The 15602-nt window shown below is 71.5% G+C and carries 14 protein-coding genes and 1 pseudogene; 9 read left to right on the top strand and 6 right to left on the bottom strand.

All coding sequences use genetic code 11. From position 1 onward, the window contains the following. Window positions 1-137 precede the first annotated feature (137 nt). The gene (locus tag ACFPQ9_RS05310; protein ID WP_380847262.1) at window positions 138-1676 is read right to left on the bottom strand and encodes an IucA/IucC family protein; all 1539 of its coding nucleotides are present in this window, start codon (window positions 1674-1676) and stop codon (window positions 138-140) included. Between the two features lie 93 nt (window positions 1677-1769). Here ACFPQ9_RS05310 and ACFPQ9_RS05315 point away from each other — a divergent pair, with 93 nt between their 5' ends. From ACFPQ9_RS05315 to ACFPQ9_RS05325, 3 genes are read left to right on the top strand one after another with little or no spacing between them, the layout of a single operon-like run. Then, window positions 1770-3284 (top strand): IucA/IucC family protein, encoded by a 1515-nt coding sequence (locus ACFPQ9_RS05315; protein ID WP_380847265.1) that lies wholly within the window; start codon window positions 1770-1772, stop codon window positions 3282-3284. 55 nt (window positions 3285-3339) lie between these two features. After that, window positions 3340-4611: a VWA domain-containing protein gene (locus ACFPQ9_RS05320; protein WP_380847268.1), complete on the top strand. Its 1272-nt coding sequence runs from the start codon at window positions 3340-3342 to the stop codon at window positions 4609-4611. Then, window positions 4611-5414: a hypothetical protein gene (locus ACFPQ9_RS05325; protein WP_380847271.1), complete on the top strand. Its 804-nt coding sequence runs from the start codon at window positions 4611-4613 to the stop codon at window positions 5412-5414. Before ACFPQ9_RS05320 ends, ACFPQ9_RS05325 begins: the two co-directional genes overlap by 1 nt. A 49-nt stretch (window positions 5415-5463) precedes the next feature. Here ACFPQ9_RS05325 and ACFPQ9_RS05330 read toward each other — a convergent pair whose 3' ends face one another. Continuing rightward, window positions 5464-6090, bottom strand: coding sequence for a winged helix-turn-helix transcriptional regulator (locus tag ACFPQ9_RS05330; protein ID WP_380847274.1), 627 nt, complete (start codon window positions 6088-6090; stop codon window positions 5464-5466). Window positions 6091-6177: 87 nt separating this feature from the next. Between ACFPQ9_RS05330 and ACFPQ9_RS05335 the strand changes: the two genes are divergently transcribed. The 4 genes from ACFPQ9_RS05335 (at window position 6178) to ACFPQ9_RS05350 (ending at window position 9203) form a co-directional block, all read left to right on the top strand. After that, the gene (locus ACFPQ9_RS05335; RefSeq protein ID WP_380847277.1) at window positions 6178-7389 is read left to right on the top strand and encodes a pyridoxal phosphate-dependent aminotransferase; all 1212 of its coding nucleotides are present in this window, start codon (window positions 6178-6180) and stop codon (window positions 7387-7389) included. A gap of 36 nt (window positions 7390-7425) precedes the next feature. Beyond that, window positions 7426-8025: a histidine phosphatase family protein gene (locus tag ACFPQ9_RS05340; RefSeq protein WP_380847280.1), complete on the top strand. Its 600-nt coding sequence runs from the start codon at window positions 7426-7428 to the stop codon at window positions 8023-8025. Window positions 8026-8099: 74 nt separating this feature from the next. Then, window positions 8100-8729 carry a hypothetical protein gene (locus tag ACFPQ9_RS05345; protein ID WP_380847283.1) on the top strand — a complete coding sequence of 210 codons (630 nt, stop codon included), beginning with the start codon at window positions 8100-8102 and terminating at the stop codon, window positions 8727-8729. 51 nt (window positions 8730-8780) lie between these two features. Then, on the top strand, window positions 8781-9203 hold the full coding sequence (locus tag ACFPQ9_RS05350; protein ID WP_380847286.1) for an acyl-CoA thioesterase: 423 nt from the start codon (window positions 8781-8783) through the stop codon (window positions 9201-9203). A gap of 11 nt (window positions 9204-9214) precedes the next feature. On the opposite strand, the gene ACFPQ9_RS05355 is transcribed toward ACFPQ9_RS05350, so the two are convergent. Then, complete coding sequence (locus ACFPQ9_RS05355) at window positions 9215-9610, bottom strand: winged helix-turn-helix transcriptional regulator (protein WP_380847289.1); 396 nt, start codon at window positions 9608-9610, stop codon at window positions 9215-9217. Window positions 9611-9702: 92 nt separating this feature from the next. On the opposite strand from ACFPQ9_RS05355, the gene ACFPQ9_RS05360 reads away from it, so the two are divergent. Both ACFPQ9_RS05360 and ACFPQ9_RS05365 read left to right on the top strand, forming a co-directional pair. Beyond that, window positions 9703-11136, top strand: a complete 1434-nt coding sequence (locus tag ACFPQ9_RS05360) for an MFS transporter (protein ID WP_380848431.1) — start codon at window positions 9703-9705, stop codon at window positions 11134-11136. A 20-nt stretch (window positions 11137-11156) separates the two neighbouring features. Then, window positions 11157-11480, top strand: a pseudogene (locus tag ACFPQ9_RS05365) (helix-turn-helix domain-containing protein); the annotation flags it as partial. Between the two features lie 93 nt (window positions 11481-11573). Here the strand turns inward: ACFPQ9_RS05365 and ACFPQ9_RS05370 are convergent. The 3 genes from ACFPQ9_RS05370 to pucL all read right to left on the bottom strand — a co-directional run bounded on the left by ACFPQ9_RS05370 (window position 11574) and on the right by pucL (window position 15596). Beyond that, on the bottom strand, window positions 11574-12959 hold the full coding sequence (locus tag ACFPQ9_RS05370; protein WP_380847292.1) for a nucleobase:cation symporter-2 family protein: 1386 nt from the start codon (window positions 12957-12959) through the stop codon (window positions 11574-11576). A 225-nt stretch (window positions 12960-13184) separates the two neighbouring features. Next, a complete protein-coding gene (locus ACFPQ9_RS05375) occupies window positions 13185-14564 on the bottom strand; it encodes an 8-oxoguanine deaminase (protein WP_380847295.1) in 1380 nt (459 codons plus the stop codon). A 108-nt stretch (window positions 14565-14672) separates the two neighbouring features. Continuing rightward, the gene (gene pucL, locus ACFPQ9_RS05380; protein ID WP_380847298.1) at window positions 14673-15596 is read right to left on the bottom strand and encodes a factor-independent urate hydroxylase; all 924 of its coding nucleotides are present in this window, start codon (window positions 15594-15596) and stop codon (window positions 14673-14675) included. Window positions 15597-15602 lie beyond the last annotated feature (6 nt).

Raw genomic sequence — 15602 nt, forward strand, 5'->3', positions numbered from 1 at the left:
ATAGTGACCAGGTGTGACAGTCGGCCAAGGCTGATCCGGGGTGTGGGTCGCCAGGAGCTGCTGCTCGCCGACCCCGACGCCCGCCCGGACGCGCTGCCGACGCGGCACCCGGCACCCCGGGCCCTGCGTGTCGGCGCTCACCCCGCCAGCGGGTTCGGCAGGGGCAGATAGCGTGCCGCCGCGCCGTCCGCCCCGGTCCAGCGCAGGAGCAGGTTGGTCTTGCCGGGCAGGGTGGGGGAGGACAGGAGGGCCGGGATCTCCGGGAGGTCGTGGCGGGACAGTTCGCGGCGGAACGCCGGCCAGGGGTTCAGGGCCGGGTGGTGTGCGACGAGGGCGCCGGCGATCTCCACGAGGTGGTTGACGACCAGGCAGTACACCAGCCGCTCCCAGCCGGCCTCCCGTGACACCTCCGGCAGCAGCTTCACGCCCTCGGCGTCCCGGAACAGCGCCTGCACCGGCATGCCGTCGGCGGCAACGGCGACCAGCGTGTTCTGCAGGTGCGCCTCCAGTACGACGCCGTGGTCGGCGAAGACCGCGAGGGCGGGCGGCACGACCTGGGCCAGATACGCCTCCCACCAGGCCGCCGGATCCCGGGCGCCGTCGAGCGGGCTGCCCTCGAAGCCCTCGACCAGTCCGGCGGCGAGCAGCGGCGTCGCGCCCGGGAGCACGCTCCCGCGCAGCCCGTCGCGGACCAGGACCGCGAGTTCCTCGAAGGCGAAGCCGGCGGTGCGGTAGCCGCGGTCGGCGAGCCAGGCGGCGGGGCCGTCCTGGGCGGCGAGGGCGCCGGCCGCGGCGGTGTCGGTGCGGCGCAGTCTCAGCAGGTCGTGGCGCCACAGCCGGCGGATGTCGTTGGTGATGCGCACGTCCAGGCTGAACTTCAGGAAGAGGTCGTGCTCGGGGGCGTACAGCGTGCGGATCGCGGCCGTCGGCCAGGCGTCGAAGCCGGTCGTGCCCAGCCGCAGCAGCCGGCCGTCGGCGAAGGCGTCCGAGAGCTCCCGGGCGGCCAGGTCGAGCTGCCAGGGGTGGGCCGGAAGCAGCCGGTATCCGGGCGGTGCCTCGCCGAGGGCGTCCAGGGCGGTGGTGTCGCCCTCCTCGACGACCGTGTCCTCGCGCACCCCGAGCAGCGTCAGCGGGAAGCGGGCGTGCGCCTCGGGGGCGTAGGGGAGCCAGGCGGCGACCGGGCCGCCGCCGCGCGCCTTGGGGGCGGGGTGGTAGGGGTGGCCGGTCAGGAGGGACTGTTCGGAGCGCAGGTAGGGGTCGTCCGGCGGGGTGGCACGCGTGCGTGCCGTGAGCAGCGCGGCGACCGCGTCCCGGCTGTCGATCATCTCGGCGGGCAGTTCGTGGTTGGACAGACCCGTGTGGCGGCGCAGCTCGTCGGCCACGAGTTTGACCAGCTCGGTGTGTCCGACGCGCTGCCAGCCGCCGTGCACGTGCACCTCGGGTTCGGCGGGCCGCCGCTCGCCGCGGACCCGCAGCAGCCGGCCCGTGCCGCCCAGCCGGTACACCCGCCGCCCGCCGTCCGGCCCGGCCGGATCCGCCGCGTCCGGCGCCCCGGGCTCCCGGAGCGGCTCGGCCACCTCGCGCAGCAGGCAGTTGAGCAGGGGCGCGAGCGCGCGGGCGTCGGCGTGGTCCGCGACGTCGGCTGCGCTCCGAGGGTTGAGGTGCACGCGATCCACTCGTTCTCTACGGTCCGTTCAGGTGGGAAGACGATCAGTATGTCTGTCGTCGGCGCCTGTCCGACGCACTACTCGTACCCGAGGAGCCCGCCCGTGCACCGTCCTCCCAGCGCAGAGGCCGAGGTCGCCGCCGAACTGGCCGAAGTGCGTCCCGACCTCGTGTCGCGCTACTCGGCCGAGCTCCCCGGAGCCCGGGCGGCCGTCCTGACCCGGCTGTGGCGTGCCCTCGCGTACGAGCCGCTGCCCTGGGTGGCCGGCCGTGAACGGGGCGCCGAGGGCCTGACCCTGCGTCTTGCGGACGGCCGTCGACTGCACGGCCCGCACGCCGACCCGTACGCCACCGCCGCGTACGTCACCGCCGTACGGCTCGACGGGACCGCGTACGACGATCCGGCCCGGCTGCTGACCGACCTGGCCGTCCCGCACGGTTCGGCCTTCGCCGCCGAACTCGGCCACAGCGTCGCCTCGTCCGCGCTGTCGCGGGCCGGGCAGGAGGCTCGTTCGAAGGGGTGGCCGTCGCTGGAGTGGGAGTGGGAGCAGCGGGTCGTGGACGGGCATCCGTTCCATCCCAACTGCCGTTCCCGGCCCGGCTTCTCGGTCGCCGAGCAGCTGGCGTACGGGCCGGAGCACCGGCCGGTGGTGACGCTGGGGCTGGTGCCGGTGCGGGTGGAGGAGTGCCTGGTGACGGGCGCGTGGCCGGAGAGGATGCGGGACGGGGAGCGGCTGCTGCTGCCGGTGCATCCGTGGCAGGCCGAGCATGTGCTCAAGCGGCCCTGCGATCCCTACGCCGACGGGCTAGCCGCGCATCCGCTGATGTCCCTGCGCACGCTCGCGCTGCCGCAAGGGCCGCATGTCAAGACGGCGTTGAGCGCTCGGCTGACGTCCTCGGTGCGGGACATCTCGGGCTACTCCATCGGTCTGTCGGCCACGCTGTCGGACTTCGCGGAGATGCTGGCGACCCGTGCGGACGGGCTGCTGCACGTCACGCGCACGCTGGGGGCGGCCACGGCCGGCTCCCCCGATCTGGCCGCGGTGCTGCGCGAGTCGCCGCAGGAGTACGCCGGGCCCGGTGAGCGGGTGGTTCCGGTGGCCGCGCTGGCGACCACGGAGCTGCCCCGGTCCCCGCGGTGGCTGGCGGATTTCACGCGGCTCGCGCTCACCGTGGGGCTGCGGCTGCTGGAGCTGGGCGTGGCGCTGGAGGCACACGGCCAGAACCTGCTCGTGGTCCTGTCGGCCGACGGCTCCCCGCTGCGGCTGGTCTATCGCGACCTCGCCGACATCCGCATCAGCCCGGCGCGGCTTGCCCGGCACGGCATCCCGGTGCCCGAGCTGACCGGCCGGATCGTCACGGACGATGTGACGGCCCTGCGCCGCAAGCTGTTCGGCTCGCTGGTGGCGGGCGCGCTCGCCGGTACGGCGGGCTCGGGCCCGGCGCTGCGCGGGGCGCTGGAGGCGGTCGTACGGGATCTGCCGTCCACCGTGGACCTGGCGGCCTTCCCGGCCGAGCCGCTGCCGACGAAGGCGCTGTCGCTGATGCGGCTGTCGCCGGGGACACCCGGGGATCAGTGGGCCGAGCTGCCCAATCCGCTGGTCACCGAGGTGTTCTGACCCGTGTTCCGGTCCCGTTTTGAAGCGGGACACCTGAGATCAATAAGATCCGCCGATGATCAGAACACAACGGCTGGCGGCAGGGGTCTGTGCCCTGCTCGCCGCGCTCACGGCCGGGATAGCCTTCCCGGCCGGGGCGGTCGCCGACGAGACCACCGCCACCGCCCCGAAGGTCGATCTCGTGATCGACGTCAGCGGCTCGATGCGGGCGAAGGACATCGACGGCCAGTCGCGGATGGCCGCGGCCAAGCAGGCCTTCAACGAGGTGCTGGACGCGACCCCGGAGGAGGTCCGGCTCGGCATCCGCACCCTCGGCGCCAACTACCCGGGCGACGACCGCAGGACGGGCTGCAAGGACACCGCGCAGCTCTACCCGGTCGGCCCGCTGGACCGTACCGAGGCCAAGACGGCGGTGGCGACGCTGACGCCCACCGGCTGGACGCCGATCGGCCCGGCGCTGCTGAAGGCGGCCGACGACCTGGACGGCGGCGAGGGCTCCAAGCGCATCGTGCTGATCAGCGACGGCGAGGACACCTGCGCCCCGCTCGACCCGTGCGAGGTGGCCCGCGAGATCGCCGCCAAGGGCATCGGCCTGACCATCGACACGCTCGGCCTGGTCCCGAACACCAAGCTGCGCCGGCAGCTGAGCTGTATCGCCGAGGCGACCGGCGGTACCTTCACCTCCGTCGAGCACACCGACGAACTCGCCGACAAGGTCAACCAGTTGGTGGACCGGGCGGCCGATCCGGTGGTGACGCCGGTCGCGACGACGGGCGCCGACCGGTGCGCGAAGGCGCCGACGCTGAAGTCCGGCCTGTACACCGACCGTGAGGAGTTCGGGCAGCAGCGCTGGTATCGCGTGGACGTCGAGCCCGGCCAGGAGCTGCGCACCTCGGTGAGCGTGTCGGCCGACCGGGCCGTGAACCCCTCCTACGGAGTGCTGCTGCGGGCGGTGACCGAGCGCGGCCGGGAGATCGTGCGCGGTGAGGCCGCGGGCAACGGCCGTACGGATGTCGTGTCGACCGGTCTGCGCTACCCGAAGGCTGAGGCCGACGGTGACGACGAGGACACCGCGTCCGCCGAGACCGTGTGCCTGCAGGTCACCCAGTCCTTCTCGGCGGGCTCCGGGGTGCAGACCACGCCCGGTCTGCCGCTGGAGCTGACGGTCGACGTCGTGGACGGGCCGTCGACGTCGAGCGACGTGGCCTCCTTCGGCCTCGGGCGGGGCTGGTGGCTGCTGGGCGCGCTGATCCTGACCGGCTTCCTCGCCGGTGTCGTCTGGGGCTGGGTGTCGCGCTGGCGGGTCGCGGTCTGGAGGACCAACTGATGCGGATCACACGTGTGCTGAGCGGCGCCCTGCTGGCGCTGGGGCTGGCGGCGGGGCCCGCCGCGGCCGACTCCTCGCCGTCGCCGAGCGCGTCGCAGGAGGGCGGCGCGCCGACCACGGCGGGTACCTCCTTCCGCACGGCGGCCGAGGTCGAGCAGGGGCAGACGGCCGCGGCGAGCGCCTCCACCGGTGACTACCTGTACTGGTCGTTCCCGGCGGACGCCGGACAGCGCCCCACCGTACGGGCGACGGTGAAGCTGCCGGACACGCACGCCGCCGAGACCTGGCAGATCGACGTGTACGACGGACTGCGCCGCCGTCAGGCCTGCCAGTACGGCGCTCGGACCCGCACCGCCGCGGCGGGCACCTCCTCGGTCGAGCTGACCTGTGTCCTGCGTACCGTGCGGGCCTGGTCGGAGCCTTGGGGCAACGACCCGCTGCCGGGCACCTACTACGTCCGGCTGACGGTCGTGGACGTGCCCACCTCCGACCTGGGTCTGCCGGTCGGCGCCGAGGTCCGTGTCGACTCCGAGGACGTCGGCGGTTCGGCCGCCGTGGACGGCTCGCTGGCGGCGCCGCTCGTGCCGGGCGTGGCCGTGAAGTCGCAGGAGGACGAGGAGACTTCGTCGGCCTCGGCGGTGCTGTCGAGCATCGAGCCCGACGACGGCTGGGCCTCCGCCTGGTGGTCGGACCGCTGGGTGTGGACCGCGATCGGCGGTGTGCTGGCCGCGCTCGCGGGCATCGGCGGTTACGCGCTGACCCGCGGGGCCGGACGGCCGACGCGGGTGCCGCCGGGCGCCTGACATCTCGTCACAAGGGGCTCACCGCTTCGGCGGTGGGCCCCTTGGCCGTTCACGCCTCCTTGAGCGCCTTGGCGAGCGTTCCCTCGCCGGTCACCTCGATACGGCCGTCCCGTACGGCGTCGGTCACGGTCAACTCCCCACGGGCGACCGCCTCGCACGTCCCGGAGTCCAGGACCAGCCGCGCGTCGGGCTCCCCGGGGGCGGGACCGTCGCCGTAGACCGGCCCGTCCTCGGCGCCGACGTACAGGTGGAAGTCGCCCTCCTCCAGGTGGACTTCGACGAGACCCTCCCCGTCCAGCGCCCGCAGCAGCGGCAGCGCGAACCAGTGTGCCCGCACCGCGTCGGTGGGCCGCCGCTCGCCGAGCTCGGCCCGGCCCCACTCCCCCAGCGCCTGGAGAACGGGCAGCAACTCCCTTCCTCGCGGGGTGAGTTCGTAGACGTAGGCCGCTCCGGGCGGCGGCAGCCGTCGCCGTGTACTGATCCCGTCCCGTTCCATGTCCTTCAGCCGGGACGCAAGGACGTCCGTGCTGACGCCGGGCAGGTCGGCGTGCAGGTCGGTGTAGCGCCGCGGGCCGGCCAGCAGCTCCCGGACGATCAGCAGGGTCCAGCGGTCGCCGACGGTGTCGAGCGCGCGGGCGGCGGAACAGTACTGGTCGTAGCTTCGGCGAGGTGACATGCGACGCAGTCTAGACATGTTGTTGGACTTTCCAAGCTCGAACTTGGTAAAACCAAGCAACACACGAAACCGGAGAGGCGAGCGCGCATGGAGTTCCGGCAGTCGAGCAAGCTGAGCGAGGTCTGTTACGAGATCCGCGGCCCGGTGATCGAGCACGCGAACGCGCTGGAGGAGGCGGGCCACAGCGTGCTGCGCCTGAACACCGGCAACCCCGCGCTCTTCGGTTTCGAGGCGCCGGAGGAGATCCTCCAGGACATGATCCGGATGCTCCCCCAGGCGCACGGCTACACCGACTCGCGCGGCATCCTCTCCGCCCGCCGCGCCGTCGCCCAGCGCTACCAGACGCTCGGCCTGGAGGTCGGCGTCGACGACGTCTTCCTCGGCAACGGCGTCTCCGAGCTGGTCTCCATGGCCGTACAGGCACTGGTCGAGGACGGCGACGAGATCCTCATCCCCGCCCCGGACTTCCCGCTCTGGACCGCCGTCACGACCCTCGCCGGCGGCAAGGCGGTGCACTACCTCTGCGACGAGCAGGCCGACTGGTACCCGGACCTGGACGACATGGCGTCGAAGATCACGGACCGCACCCGGGCCGTGGTCATCATCAACCCCAACAACCCCACCGGCGCGGTCTACCCCAAGGAGATCCTGGAGGGCATCCTCGACCTGGCCCGCCGGCACGGTCTGATGGTCTTCGCCGACGAGATCTACGACCAGATCCTGTACGACGACGCCGTGCACCACTCGGTCGCCACTCTCGCCCCCGACCTGGTCGTCCTCACCTTCTGCGGCCTGTCGAAGACGTACCGGGTGGCGGGTTTCCGCTCCGGCTGGATGGTGGTCACCGGTCCGAAGCAGCACGCGAAGGACTATCTGGAGGGCCTGACCATGCTGGCCTCCATGCGACTGTGCGCCAACGCGCCCGCCCAGTACGCCATCCAGGCGGCGCTCGGCGGCCGTCAGTCGATCCGGGACCTCACGAACCCCGGCGGCCGTCTGTACGAACAGCGCGACGTGGCCTGGGAGAAGCTCAACGAGATCCCCGGCGTGTCCTGCGTGAAGCCGAAGGGCGCGCTGTACGCCTTCCCGCGCATCGACCCCAAGGTGCACAAGATCCACGACGACGAGAAGTTCGTCCTGGACCTGCTGCTGCGCGAGAAGATCCAGGTGGTCCAGGGCACGGGCTTCAACTGGCCGACGCCCGACCACTTCCGCATCCTGACCCTGCCCCACGCCGAGGACCTGGAGGCGGCGATCGGCCGGATCGGCCGGTTCCTGAGCGGGTACCGGCAGACGTGACCGGTCCCCCTCCCGGCGATCTCCTAGCCTGAGACCATGAGTGATCTCTTCCTCGTCCGGCACGGCGAGACCGAGTGGTCCCGCTCCGGACGGCACACCGGCTGGACCGACGTACCGCTCACCGAACACGGGCGGGAGGAGGCACGGCGGCTCGTGCCGCTGATCCGCTCGCATCGGATCGGGGCGTCGTTCGTCAGCCCGGCGCAGCGGGCACGGGAGACGGCCGAGCTGATCGGGCTGCACGGCACGCGGGTCGACCCCGATCTGCGGGAGTGGGACTACGGCGGCTACGAGGGCATCACGACCGTCGAGATCCAGCACGAACGGCCCGACTGGTTCCTGTTCCGGGACGGTGTCGCGCCGGGGCCGCCCGACCATCCCGGGGAGAGCCCGGAGCAGGTCGGGAAGCGTGCCGACCGGATGCTGGCCAAGGTGGACGCCGCGTTCGCCAACACCGAGGGGTGCGTGGTGCTGGTGGCCCACGGACACTTCCTGCGCGTGCTCACGGCCCGGCGACTCGGGCTGCCGCCCGCCGACGGGGCACTGTTCCAGCTGGCCACGGGGACGGTGTGCCGACTGAGCACGGAGCACGGGCGGCCGGTGATCTCGGGGTGGAATGTCAGACCCGGGACGTAGCCTTCCCAGCAGATGAGGTCGCCGCCCCGCCGGCAGGCGGAGCGGCGCCCGAAGCGCCCGGGGAGGAGCACGCCGTGACCAGACCACCGACCGCCGCCCAGCGGCGTGTCATCGACGCCGCCGACCCCGACACGGGACGGCTCAGGGGCACCGAGACACAGCTCGCGGCACTGGTGAAGCGGGGCCTCGCCTTCCGCCACCCGCGGCCACCGCACGATCATTTCCTGACACCGGCGGGACATCGGATACGGGAGGCCGAGCCGGCGCCGCCCGCACAGCCCGAGGAAACCGCTGCCCGGGGCGTGTTCGCCGCGCGGATCGGCGGCGAGGAGGACGCCCCGCGGTCGGGCCCGGCCCGGCTGCGTGAGGTGCGCGGGGCCTGGCAGGGCCTGCTGGAGCTGCGCCGGATGACCAGTCCCGACGGGGCCGTGGACCGGCCGTGCGGCTGGGAGCGCACGCATCTCGTGCAGGCTGCCGCGCTCGCCCTGGAGGCGGCCGGACACCCCCCGGCGGAGCCGGACTCCACGGACGGGTACCGGGTGCGGGCGACTCCGCAGCCGGAGGCCGTCGCCGTGCACGAGAGCGACGGCGCGCGACTGCGGGCCTGCGCGGCCACACTGGAAGAGGCGGGCTGGCAGGTCGGCGAGCACACCGAGCCGCGCACCAGGGCGCGCTATCTGCTGGCGTCCCCACGACGGGCATGACGTGCGTGCCAAGATCGGTGCACCAGGCACCGAAGGCGAGAAGGGGAAGCAGTGAGCGAGCAGTTTTCCGTCCGGGTCACCGTCCGCGGCTACGAGACCGACACCCAGGGGCACGTCAATCAGAGCGTGTACATCAACTACGCCGAGCACGCGCGCTGGTCACTGCTCCAGGCCGCGGGCATCACCCAGACCGGCCTGATGGGCAAGGGGGTGGGTCCCGTCGCGCTGGAGACGACCATCCGCTACCAGCGCGAGCTCCTCGCCGGTGACGAGGTCGACGTGACCTGCGCCTTCGAGTGGTCGGGCGGCAAGACCTTCCGCGTCCTGCAGACCATCAGCAAGGCCGACGGCACGGTGGCGGCCGAACTCGAGGGCGTCGGCGGGCTGATGGACCTGACGGCCCGCAAGCTGGTGGCGAATCCCCAGCACTACTTCAAGGAACTGTCCACGGACCCGAGCCTGTTCGGACTGTAGTCACCCCGCCGTCACACCGTCTCCTGGTCGTGCTCGGCGTCATAGGCCGCGCGTGACTCGGCGATATGGACCCTGTTGCGTTCGGCCCAGTCGGTGAGGCGTTGCAGGGTCTCGTGCAACTCCCTGGCCACCGGGGTCAGTTCGTACTCCACCTTCGGCGGCACCGTCGGATGGACGGTACGGGTGACGAGGCCGTCGCGCTCCAGATTGCGCAGGGTGAGCGTCAGCATCCGGCGGCTGATGCCCTCGATGCCGCGCTCCAACTCCGTGAACCGGATGGGACCGTGGACGGCCGCGACAAGGATCTGGACGCTCCATTTCCCGGACACCCTGTCAAGAACTTCCCGGACCGGGCACGCCTGCGCGTTCACTGCCTGGACTGTTACACCGGTGTTCCTCCGGTACATCGGACTGCCTCCTTACGCCGCTCTCCATGGTCACTCACGATGTACCCCGTTACAAGTCGTGCACCTATGGAGAATCCGGAGGCAGCAGCGCCATGGCCCTCGTCGAGTCCCGGTCGCGGACACCGCGCCGAACGCAGCGAACGTACTCCCGCTGGGCGTCCCTCGTCGTGCTGTGCGCGGGGACGCTGATGACGATCCTGGACGGCAACATCGTCACGGTGGCCATGCCGGCCATCCAGAGCGACCTCGGTTTCTCGGGGCCGGGGCTGGCCTGGGTGGTCAACGCGTATCTGATCCCCTTCGGCGGGCTGCTGTTGCTGGTGGGCCGGCTCGGCGATCTGATCGGCCCCAAGCGGATGTTCACCGCGGGGCTCGCCGTGTTCACCGCGGCCTCCGTGCTGTGCGGGGTGGCCACCGGGCAGGGCGTGCTGATCGCGGCGCGGGCGGTGCAGGGCGTGGGCGGGGCGATGACCTCGGCCGTCGTGCTCGGCATGCTCGTCGCTCTGTTCCCCGAGCCCCGTGAACAGGCCCGCGCCATCGCGGTGTTCAGCGCGGTCGGCGCGGCGGGCGGGGCGCTCGGCACGTTCCTCGGCGGGGCGCTGACCGAGGCCCTGAACTGGCACTGGATCTTCCTGATCAACCTGCCGATCGGGGTGGCGGCATGGCTCGCGGCCGTGCGGATCCTGGCGCCGGACCGCGGAGCGGGGCTCGGCAAGGGCGCCAACTATCCGGGCGCGGCCCTGGTGACCGGCGCGTTGATGCTCACGGTGTACGTCATCGTCGGCGCGGGCGACCGCGATCTCACCGCCACCCTGCTGTCGGCCGCCCTGGCCCTGACCCTGTTCGTGGCGTTCACGCTCCGACAGGCACGGGCGGCGCGTCCGCTGCTGCGGCTGCGGCTGTTCGGCTCCCGGCTGCTGAGCGGCGCGAACGCCGTGCAGATCCTGATGATCGCGACGATGTACGGCTTCCAGTTCATCGGCGCGCTCTATCTCCAACGCGTCCTGGGATACGGCGAGTTGCTCACCGGCACGGCCTTCCTGCCGGCGCCGATCGCCATCGGGGTGCTCATGCTGGGCTTCTCGGCCCGTACCGTCGGCCGGTTCGGTGCGTACCGCGTCCTGCTCGCCGGGCTGCTGCTCATCGTCGTGGGCATGGCGCTGCTGAGCCGCGCACCCGTCGACGGCTCGTACGCCGCGGACGTCCTCCCGCCTCTGCTGCTCCTCGCCACCGGCTTCGCCGCGGCGATGCCGGCACTGACCGGGCTCGCGATGTCGGGGGCCCGGGAGGAGGACGCCGGGTTGGCGTCCGGGCTGTTCAACACCACACAGGTGGTGGGCGGTTCGCTCGGACTGGCGGTGCTGTCGGTGCTGGCGGCGAGCCGGACGGAGGGGCTGCTCGCCGACGGCACGGGCCCGGTGACCGCCACCGCCGAGGGGTACCAGCTGGCGTTCCGGGTGGCGACGGGGATCGCGGTGGGCGCGCTGGGTTTGGCGGCTGTCGCACTGCGGGGGCGGCGGGATTGAAGGAGGGCGGCCCTGCGAGGGCCCTGTCGATGCGGACCGGACGCGTGCCCGGGCGGGTGCGGGAGGTGGCACGTGAACTCGCCGTCAGTGAGCGCCAGTTGCGCAACCTCTTCACCGACGGCGTGGGACTCTCCCCCAAGCACTACGCCCGCATCAACCGCGTGCGCGCGGTGCCGGCCCAGGCGGACGACGTCCCCTGGGCCCAACTCGCCGCCACGACCGGCCACTACGACCAGTCCCACATGACGACCGACTTCCGCACCTTGATGGGCGTCCCGCCCCGCTCCTTCTTCACCGGCCGCCTCCCGGACGCCCTTCCCTGCCGGGCACTCGCCGCGCGCTGAGGCACGGCGGCGGCCGCGTGAGCTGCTGTCGCGGCGTCGTCACACGCAGCACGCGGGACGACGCCGTCGAGCAGGCCGAGTTGTTCGTCCGCCTCATGGAGTGGCCGGGGCCCGGGTCGCCACGGTGATCTCCTCTCCTGCCTCCATGGGATGCGTGACGTCCTGGGCGTTCGACTGCCTGCCCAGGTGGTTGAAGACGAGGTTGAGCGCGACCGCCGCCACACAGCCGGTCGAGATGCCCGAGTCCAGGACGATCCTGGCCGTCTCCGGGAAGGCGTGGTAGAACTCCGGCGCCGTGATCGGGATGATGCCGACGGCCAGCGAGACGGCGACGATCAGGATGTTGTTGTCCTTCTCCAGGCCGGCCCGGACCAGGGTCTGGATGCCGCTCGCGGCGACGGAACCGAACAGGACCACGCCCGCTCCGCCCAGCACCGGGCGCGGTACGACCGCGATGAGCGAGGCGGCCATCGGGCACAGGCCCATCAGCACCAGGAACCCGCCGCCCACGGCGACGACGTACCGGCTGCGGATCTTCGTCATCGCGACCAGGCCGATGTTCTGGGCGAAGGCGCTGCACATGAAGCCGTTGAACAGGGGGCTGAGCGCGGAGCCGAGGGTGTCGGCGCGCAGGCCCGCCGCGATGGTCTTCTCGTCGGCCGGGCGTTCCACGATCTCGCCCAGCGCCAGCATGTCGGCCGTCGATTCCGTCATCGACACCACCATCACCACGCACAGCGAGATGATCGCGGCGAGCTGGAACTGCGGGGCGCCGAAGTGGAACGGGGTCGGGAAGCCGATGACGTCCGCGTCGGCCACGGGCGCGAAGTCCGTGACGCCGAACGGGATCGCGATGAGCGTGCCGATCACCAGGCCCAGCAGCACCGCGATCTGCTTCACGAAGCCTCGGGTGAAGCGCCGCAGGAGGAGCACGATCAGCAGCGTCGCGGCCGCCAGGCCCAGGTTCGTCGCCGAACCGTAGTCGTGGGCCGCCGGGTTCGGGCCCTGCGCCCAGCCGAAGGCGACCGGCAGCAGTGATATGCCGATCAGCGTGATGACCGTGCCGGTCACCACCGGCGGGAAGAAGCGCACCGCCTTGCTGAAGAAGGGGGCGGCGACGAACCCGAGGAGGCCGGCGACGATCACCGCGCCGAAGATGATCGGCAGGGCGTCGGACTTGTCCTCGGTGGAGGCGACGATCGCCGTCATGGGCGCGACGCCCGCGAAGGTGACGCCGTTGACGAAGGGCAGCCGGGCGCCGATCTTCCAGATGCCGAGCGTCTGGAGGAAGGTCGCGATGCCCGCGGTGAACAGGCAGGCGCCGGTGAGGAAGGTCAGCTCGGCGGCGGTCAGGCCGATGGCCGCGCCGACGATCAGGGGCGGGGCGACGACTCCCGCGTACATGGCGGCCACGTGCTGAAGGCCGGTCGTCGCCATTTTCAGGGCGGGGAGTTTCTCGTCTACGGGGTGGACGGGCACTGCGGCTCTCCTCCGGTCGGTTAAACGCGTCGGCTCTGGCGCGGGTTCAAGGAGGTGGTGCGCGGTCGTGCGGGACCGGGGACGGGCCCGTTCTGGGTGAGGAGAACGGAGACCGTTCCGGGGCGCACGCGTCACGCGCGCCCCGGAGACGGTCGCCGTGGACCCCGCTCGGGTCCACGGCCACCGGTCGGGAGCCGTCCCTCCCGACCGGAGATCTTCAGCCGCTCAGGCCTGTCCGGCGATCCGCGCCAGGCGCTGGGCCTGCTCCCGCGTCGAGCGGGCGATCGCGTCCTCGTCGGCGGTGAGCAGCCGGCCCTGCTCCACGATCTGCCGGCCGTTCACGAACGACGCGGTGACCGGGGCCGCCGCGCCGAAGACCAGCGCGGTCACCGGGTCGGCGATGGAGGCGTGGGCGAGCGTGTCCAGCTTCCACAGCACCAGGTCGGCCAGCTTGCCGGGCTCGAGAGAGCCGATCTCGGCGGCACGGCCGAGGACCTGGGCGCCGCCGAAGGTTCCCAGACGCAGCGCCTGACGGGCGTTCAGTGCCGCTTCCCGGTGTGCGCCGAGGCGGTTGATGAGCAGCGCGTTGCGCAGTTCGGTGTGCAGTTCGCCGGACTCGTTGGACGCGGTGCCGTCGACGCCGAGGCCGACCGGGACGCCGGCCGCGAGCATATCGGGGACGCGGGCGATGCCGGCCGCCAGACGGGCGTTGGAGGACGGGCAGTGGGCGACACCCGTCTTCGTACGGGCGAAGGCGGCGATGTCGGAGTCGTTCATGTGGACGCAGTGCGCCATCCACACGTCCTCGCCGAGCCAGCCGGTGGACTCGAAGTAGTCGGTCGGCCCCATGCCGAACAGCTCGTGGCAGAACTTCTCCTCCTCCACGGTCTCCGAGCCGTGGGTGTGCAGGCGCACACCGAGGCGGCGGGCCAACTCTGCGCCTTGCTTGAGGAGTTCGGTGGAGATGGAGAACGGCGAGCACGGGGCGACGGCGACCTGGGTCATCGCGTCGAAGGAGGCGTCGTGGTGCCGCTCGACGGTCTCCTCGGTCGCGGCCAGTGCGCCTTCGAGGGTCTCGACGGCGAAGTCCGGCGGCAGCCCGCCGTCCTTCTCGCCGCGGTCCATGGAGCCGCGGGCGAGGGTGAAGCGGACACCCATGTCACGGGCGGCGCCGATGATGGCGCCGGACAGGTCGCCGGAGCCCCGCGGGTGGACGTAGTGGTGGTCCATGGCGGTGGTGACACCGCCGCGGGCCATCATGGCCAGGGAGCCCTGCGCGGCGGAGCGGACCATCGGCTCGTCGATGCGCGCCCAGGTCGGGTAGAGGGCGACGAGCCAGTCGAAGAGATTGTGGTCGGTGGCCAGTCCCCGGGTGATCCACTGGTAGAAGTGGTGGTGGGTGTTGATCAGGCCGGGGGTCACGAGGTGGCCGGTGGCGTCGATACGGCGTACGACGTTCTCCAGGCCCTCGGGAGCCCTGCCCGCGCCGAGCGATTCGACGCGGTTGCCGCTGATGACGACATGGCCGCTCGCGTACTCGGTGTCGTCGGCATCCACCGTCGCGATCGAACAGTTCTCGATGACGATGCGCTGGTCTGCTGCCATGATGCGTCCTTTGCGCTGATGTGGAGAGGGCACGGCAGGACCCGGGGGTTCGAGTGCCGCGGCCGGATCGGGGAGGTCACCGGCCGCGGGTGCCGATATGCGGAGTCACTACAGGTTGGTGAGGTCCACCGGGATCCTCGGCTCGCAGCCGTCCCGCAGAATGGTGGCCTCGATCAGGCCGTACGGGCGGTCGGCGGCGTAGTACACCTCGTTGTCGTTCTTCAGCCCGAACGGCTCCAGGTCCACCAGGAAGTGGTGCTTGTTCGGGAGGGAGAAGCGGACCTCGTCGATCTCACTGCGGTTGTTGATGATCCGCGAACCCATCTGGTACAGGGTCTGCTGGAGCGAGAGCGAGTACGTCTCGGCGAAGGCCTGGAGCATGTGCTTCTTGGTCTGCTCGTAGGACTTCTCCCAGTTGGGCATCCGCTGCTCATCGTCGGTCCAGTTGAACCGCCAGCGGCCGGAGACCTGGGTGGCCAGGATGCGGTCGTAGGCCTCCTTGAGCGTCGTGTACTTGTCCTTGACGTAGCCCCAGAATTCGGAGTTGGTCGAGTTCATCACGACGAGGTCCTTGAGCCCGGAGATGACCTCCCACGACGAACCGTCGTAGGTGATCTGGGTCAGCCGGGTCTCCTGGCCCTTGCGTACGAACGAGTGCTTGACCTCGTCGGCGCCGATGAACTGCGAGTTGGCGTCGGAGGCCTCGATCCGCTCCCAGGCGTACTCCTCGATGCGGATCCGGGCCGTCTTGATCGGCTCCTGGCTGGTCACGAAGTGCCGGGCCAGGTGGATGCCGAACTGCTCGGCGGACTCTATGCCGTGCTCCTTGGCGAACGCGAACACCGTGTTCTTGGTGGTGTCGGTCGGCAGGCAGTTGGCGTTGGAGCCGGAGTAGTGGACCTCTTCCATGTCGCCCGACAGGGCCACGGATACGTTGAGGTCCTTGATGTGGTGGGTGGCGCCGTCCCGCGTGATCTTTACGACTCGGTTCTCGGCCTTGCCGTACTGGTTCTGTCCCAGAATCGTGGGCATGGTGTC

The organism is Streptomyces coerulescens, assembly GCF_042657965.1.
GTDB lineage: Bacteria > Actinomycetota > Actinomycetes > Streptomycetales > Streptomycetaceae > Streptomyces > Streptomyces coerulescens.

Coding starts and splice junctions, on each gene's coding strand:
- pucL (WP_380847298.1), bottom strand. CDS start 15,596: ATGCCCACGATTCTGGGACAGAACCAGTACGGCAAGGCCGAGAACCGA.
- ACFPQ9_RS05335 (WP_380847277.1), top strand. CDS start 6,178: ATGGAGTTCCGGCAGTCGAGCAAGCTGAGCGAGGTCTGTTACGAGATC.
- ACFPQ9_RS05360 (WP_380848431.1), top strand. CDS start 9,703: ATGGCCCTCGTCGAGTCCCGGTCGCGGACACCGCGCCGAACGCAGCGA.
- ACFPQ9_RS05320 (WP_380847268.1), top strand. CDS start 3,340: ATGATCAGAACACAACGGCTGGCGGCAGGGGTCTGTGCCCTGCTCGCC.
- ACFPQ9_RS05340 (WP_380847280.1), top strand. CDS start 7,426: ATGAGTGATCTCTTCCTCGTCCGGCACGGCGAGACCGAGTGGTCCCGC.
- ACFPQ9_RS05330 (WP_380847274.1), bottom strand. CDS start 6,090: ATGTCACCTCGCCGAAGCTACGACCAGTACTGTTCCGCCGCCCGCGCG.
- ACFPQ9_RS05325 (WP_380847271.1), top strand. CDS start 4,611: ATGCGGATCACACGTGTGCTGAGCGGCGCCCTGCTGGCGCTGGGGCTG.
- ACFPQ9_RS05375 (WP_380847295.1), bottom strand. CDS start 14,564: ATGGCAGCAGACCAGCGCATCGTCATCGAGAACTGTTCGATCGCGACG.
- ACFPQ9_RS05355 (WP_380847289.1), bottom strand. CDS start 9,610: ATGTACCGGAGGAACACCGGTGTAACAGTCCAGGCAGTGAACGCGCAG.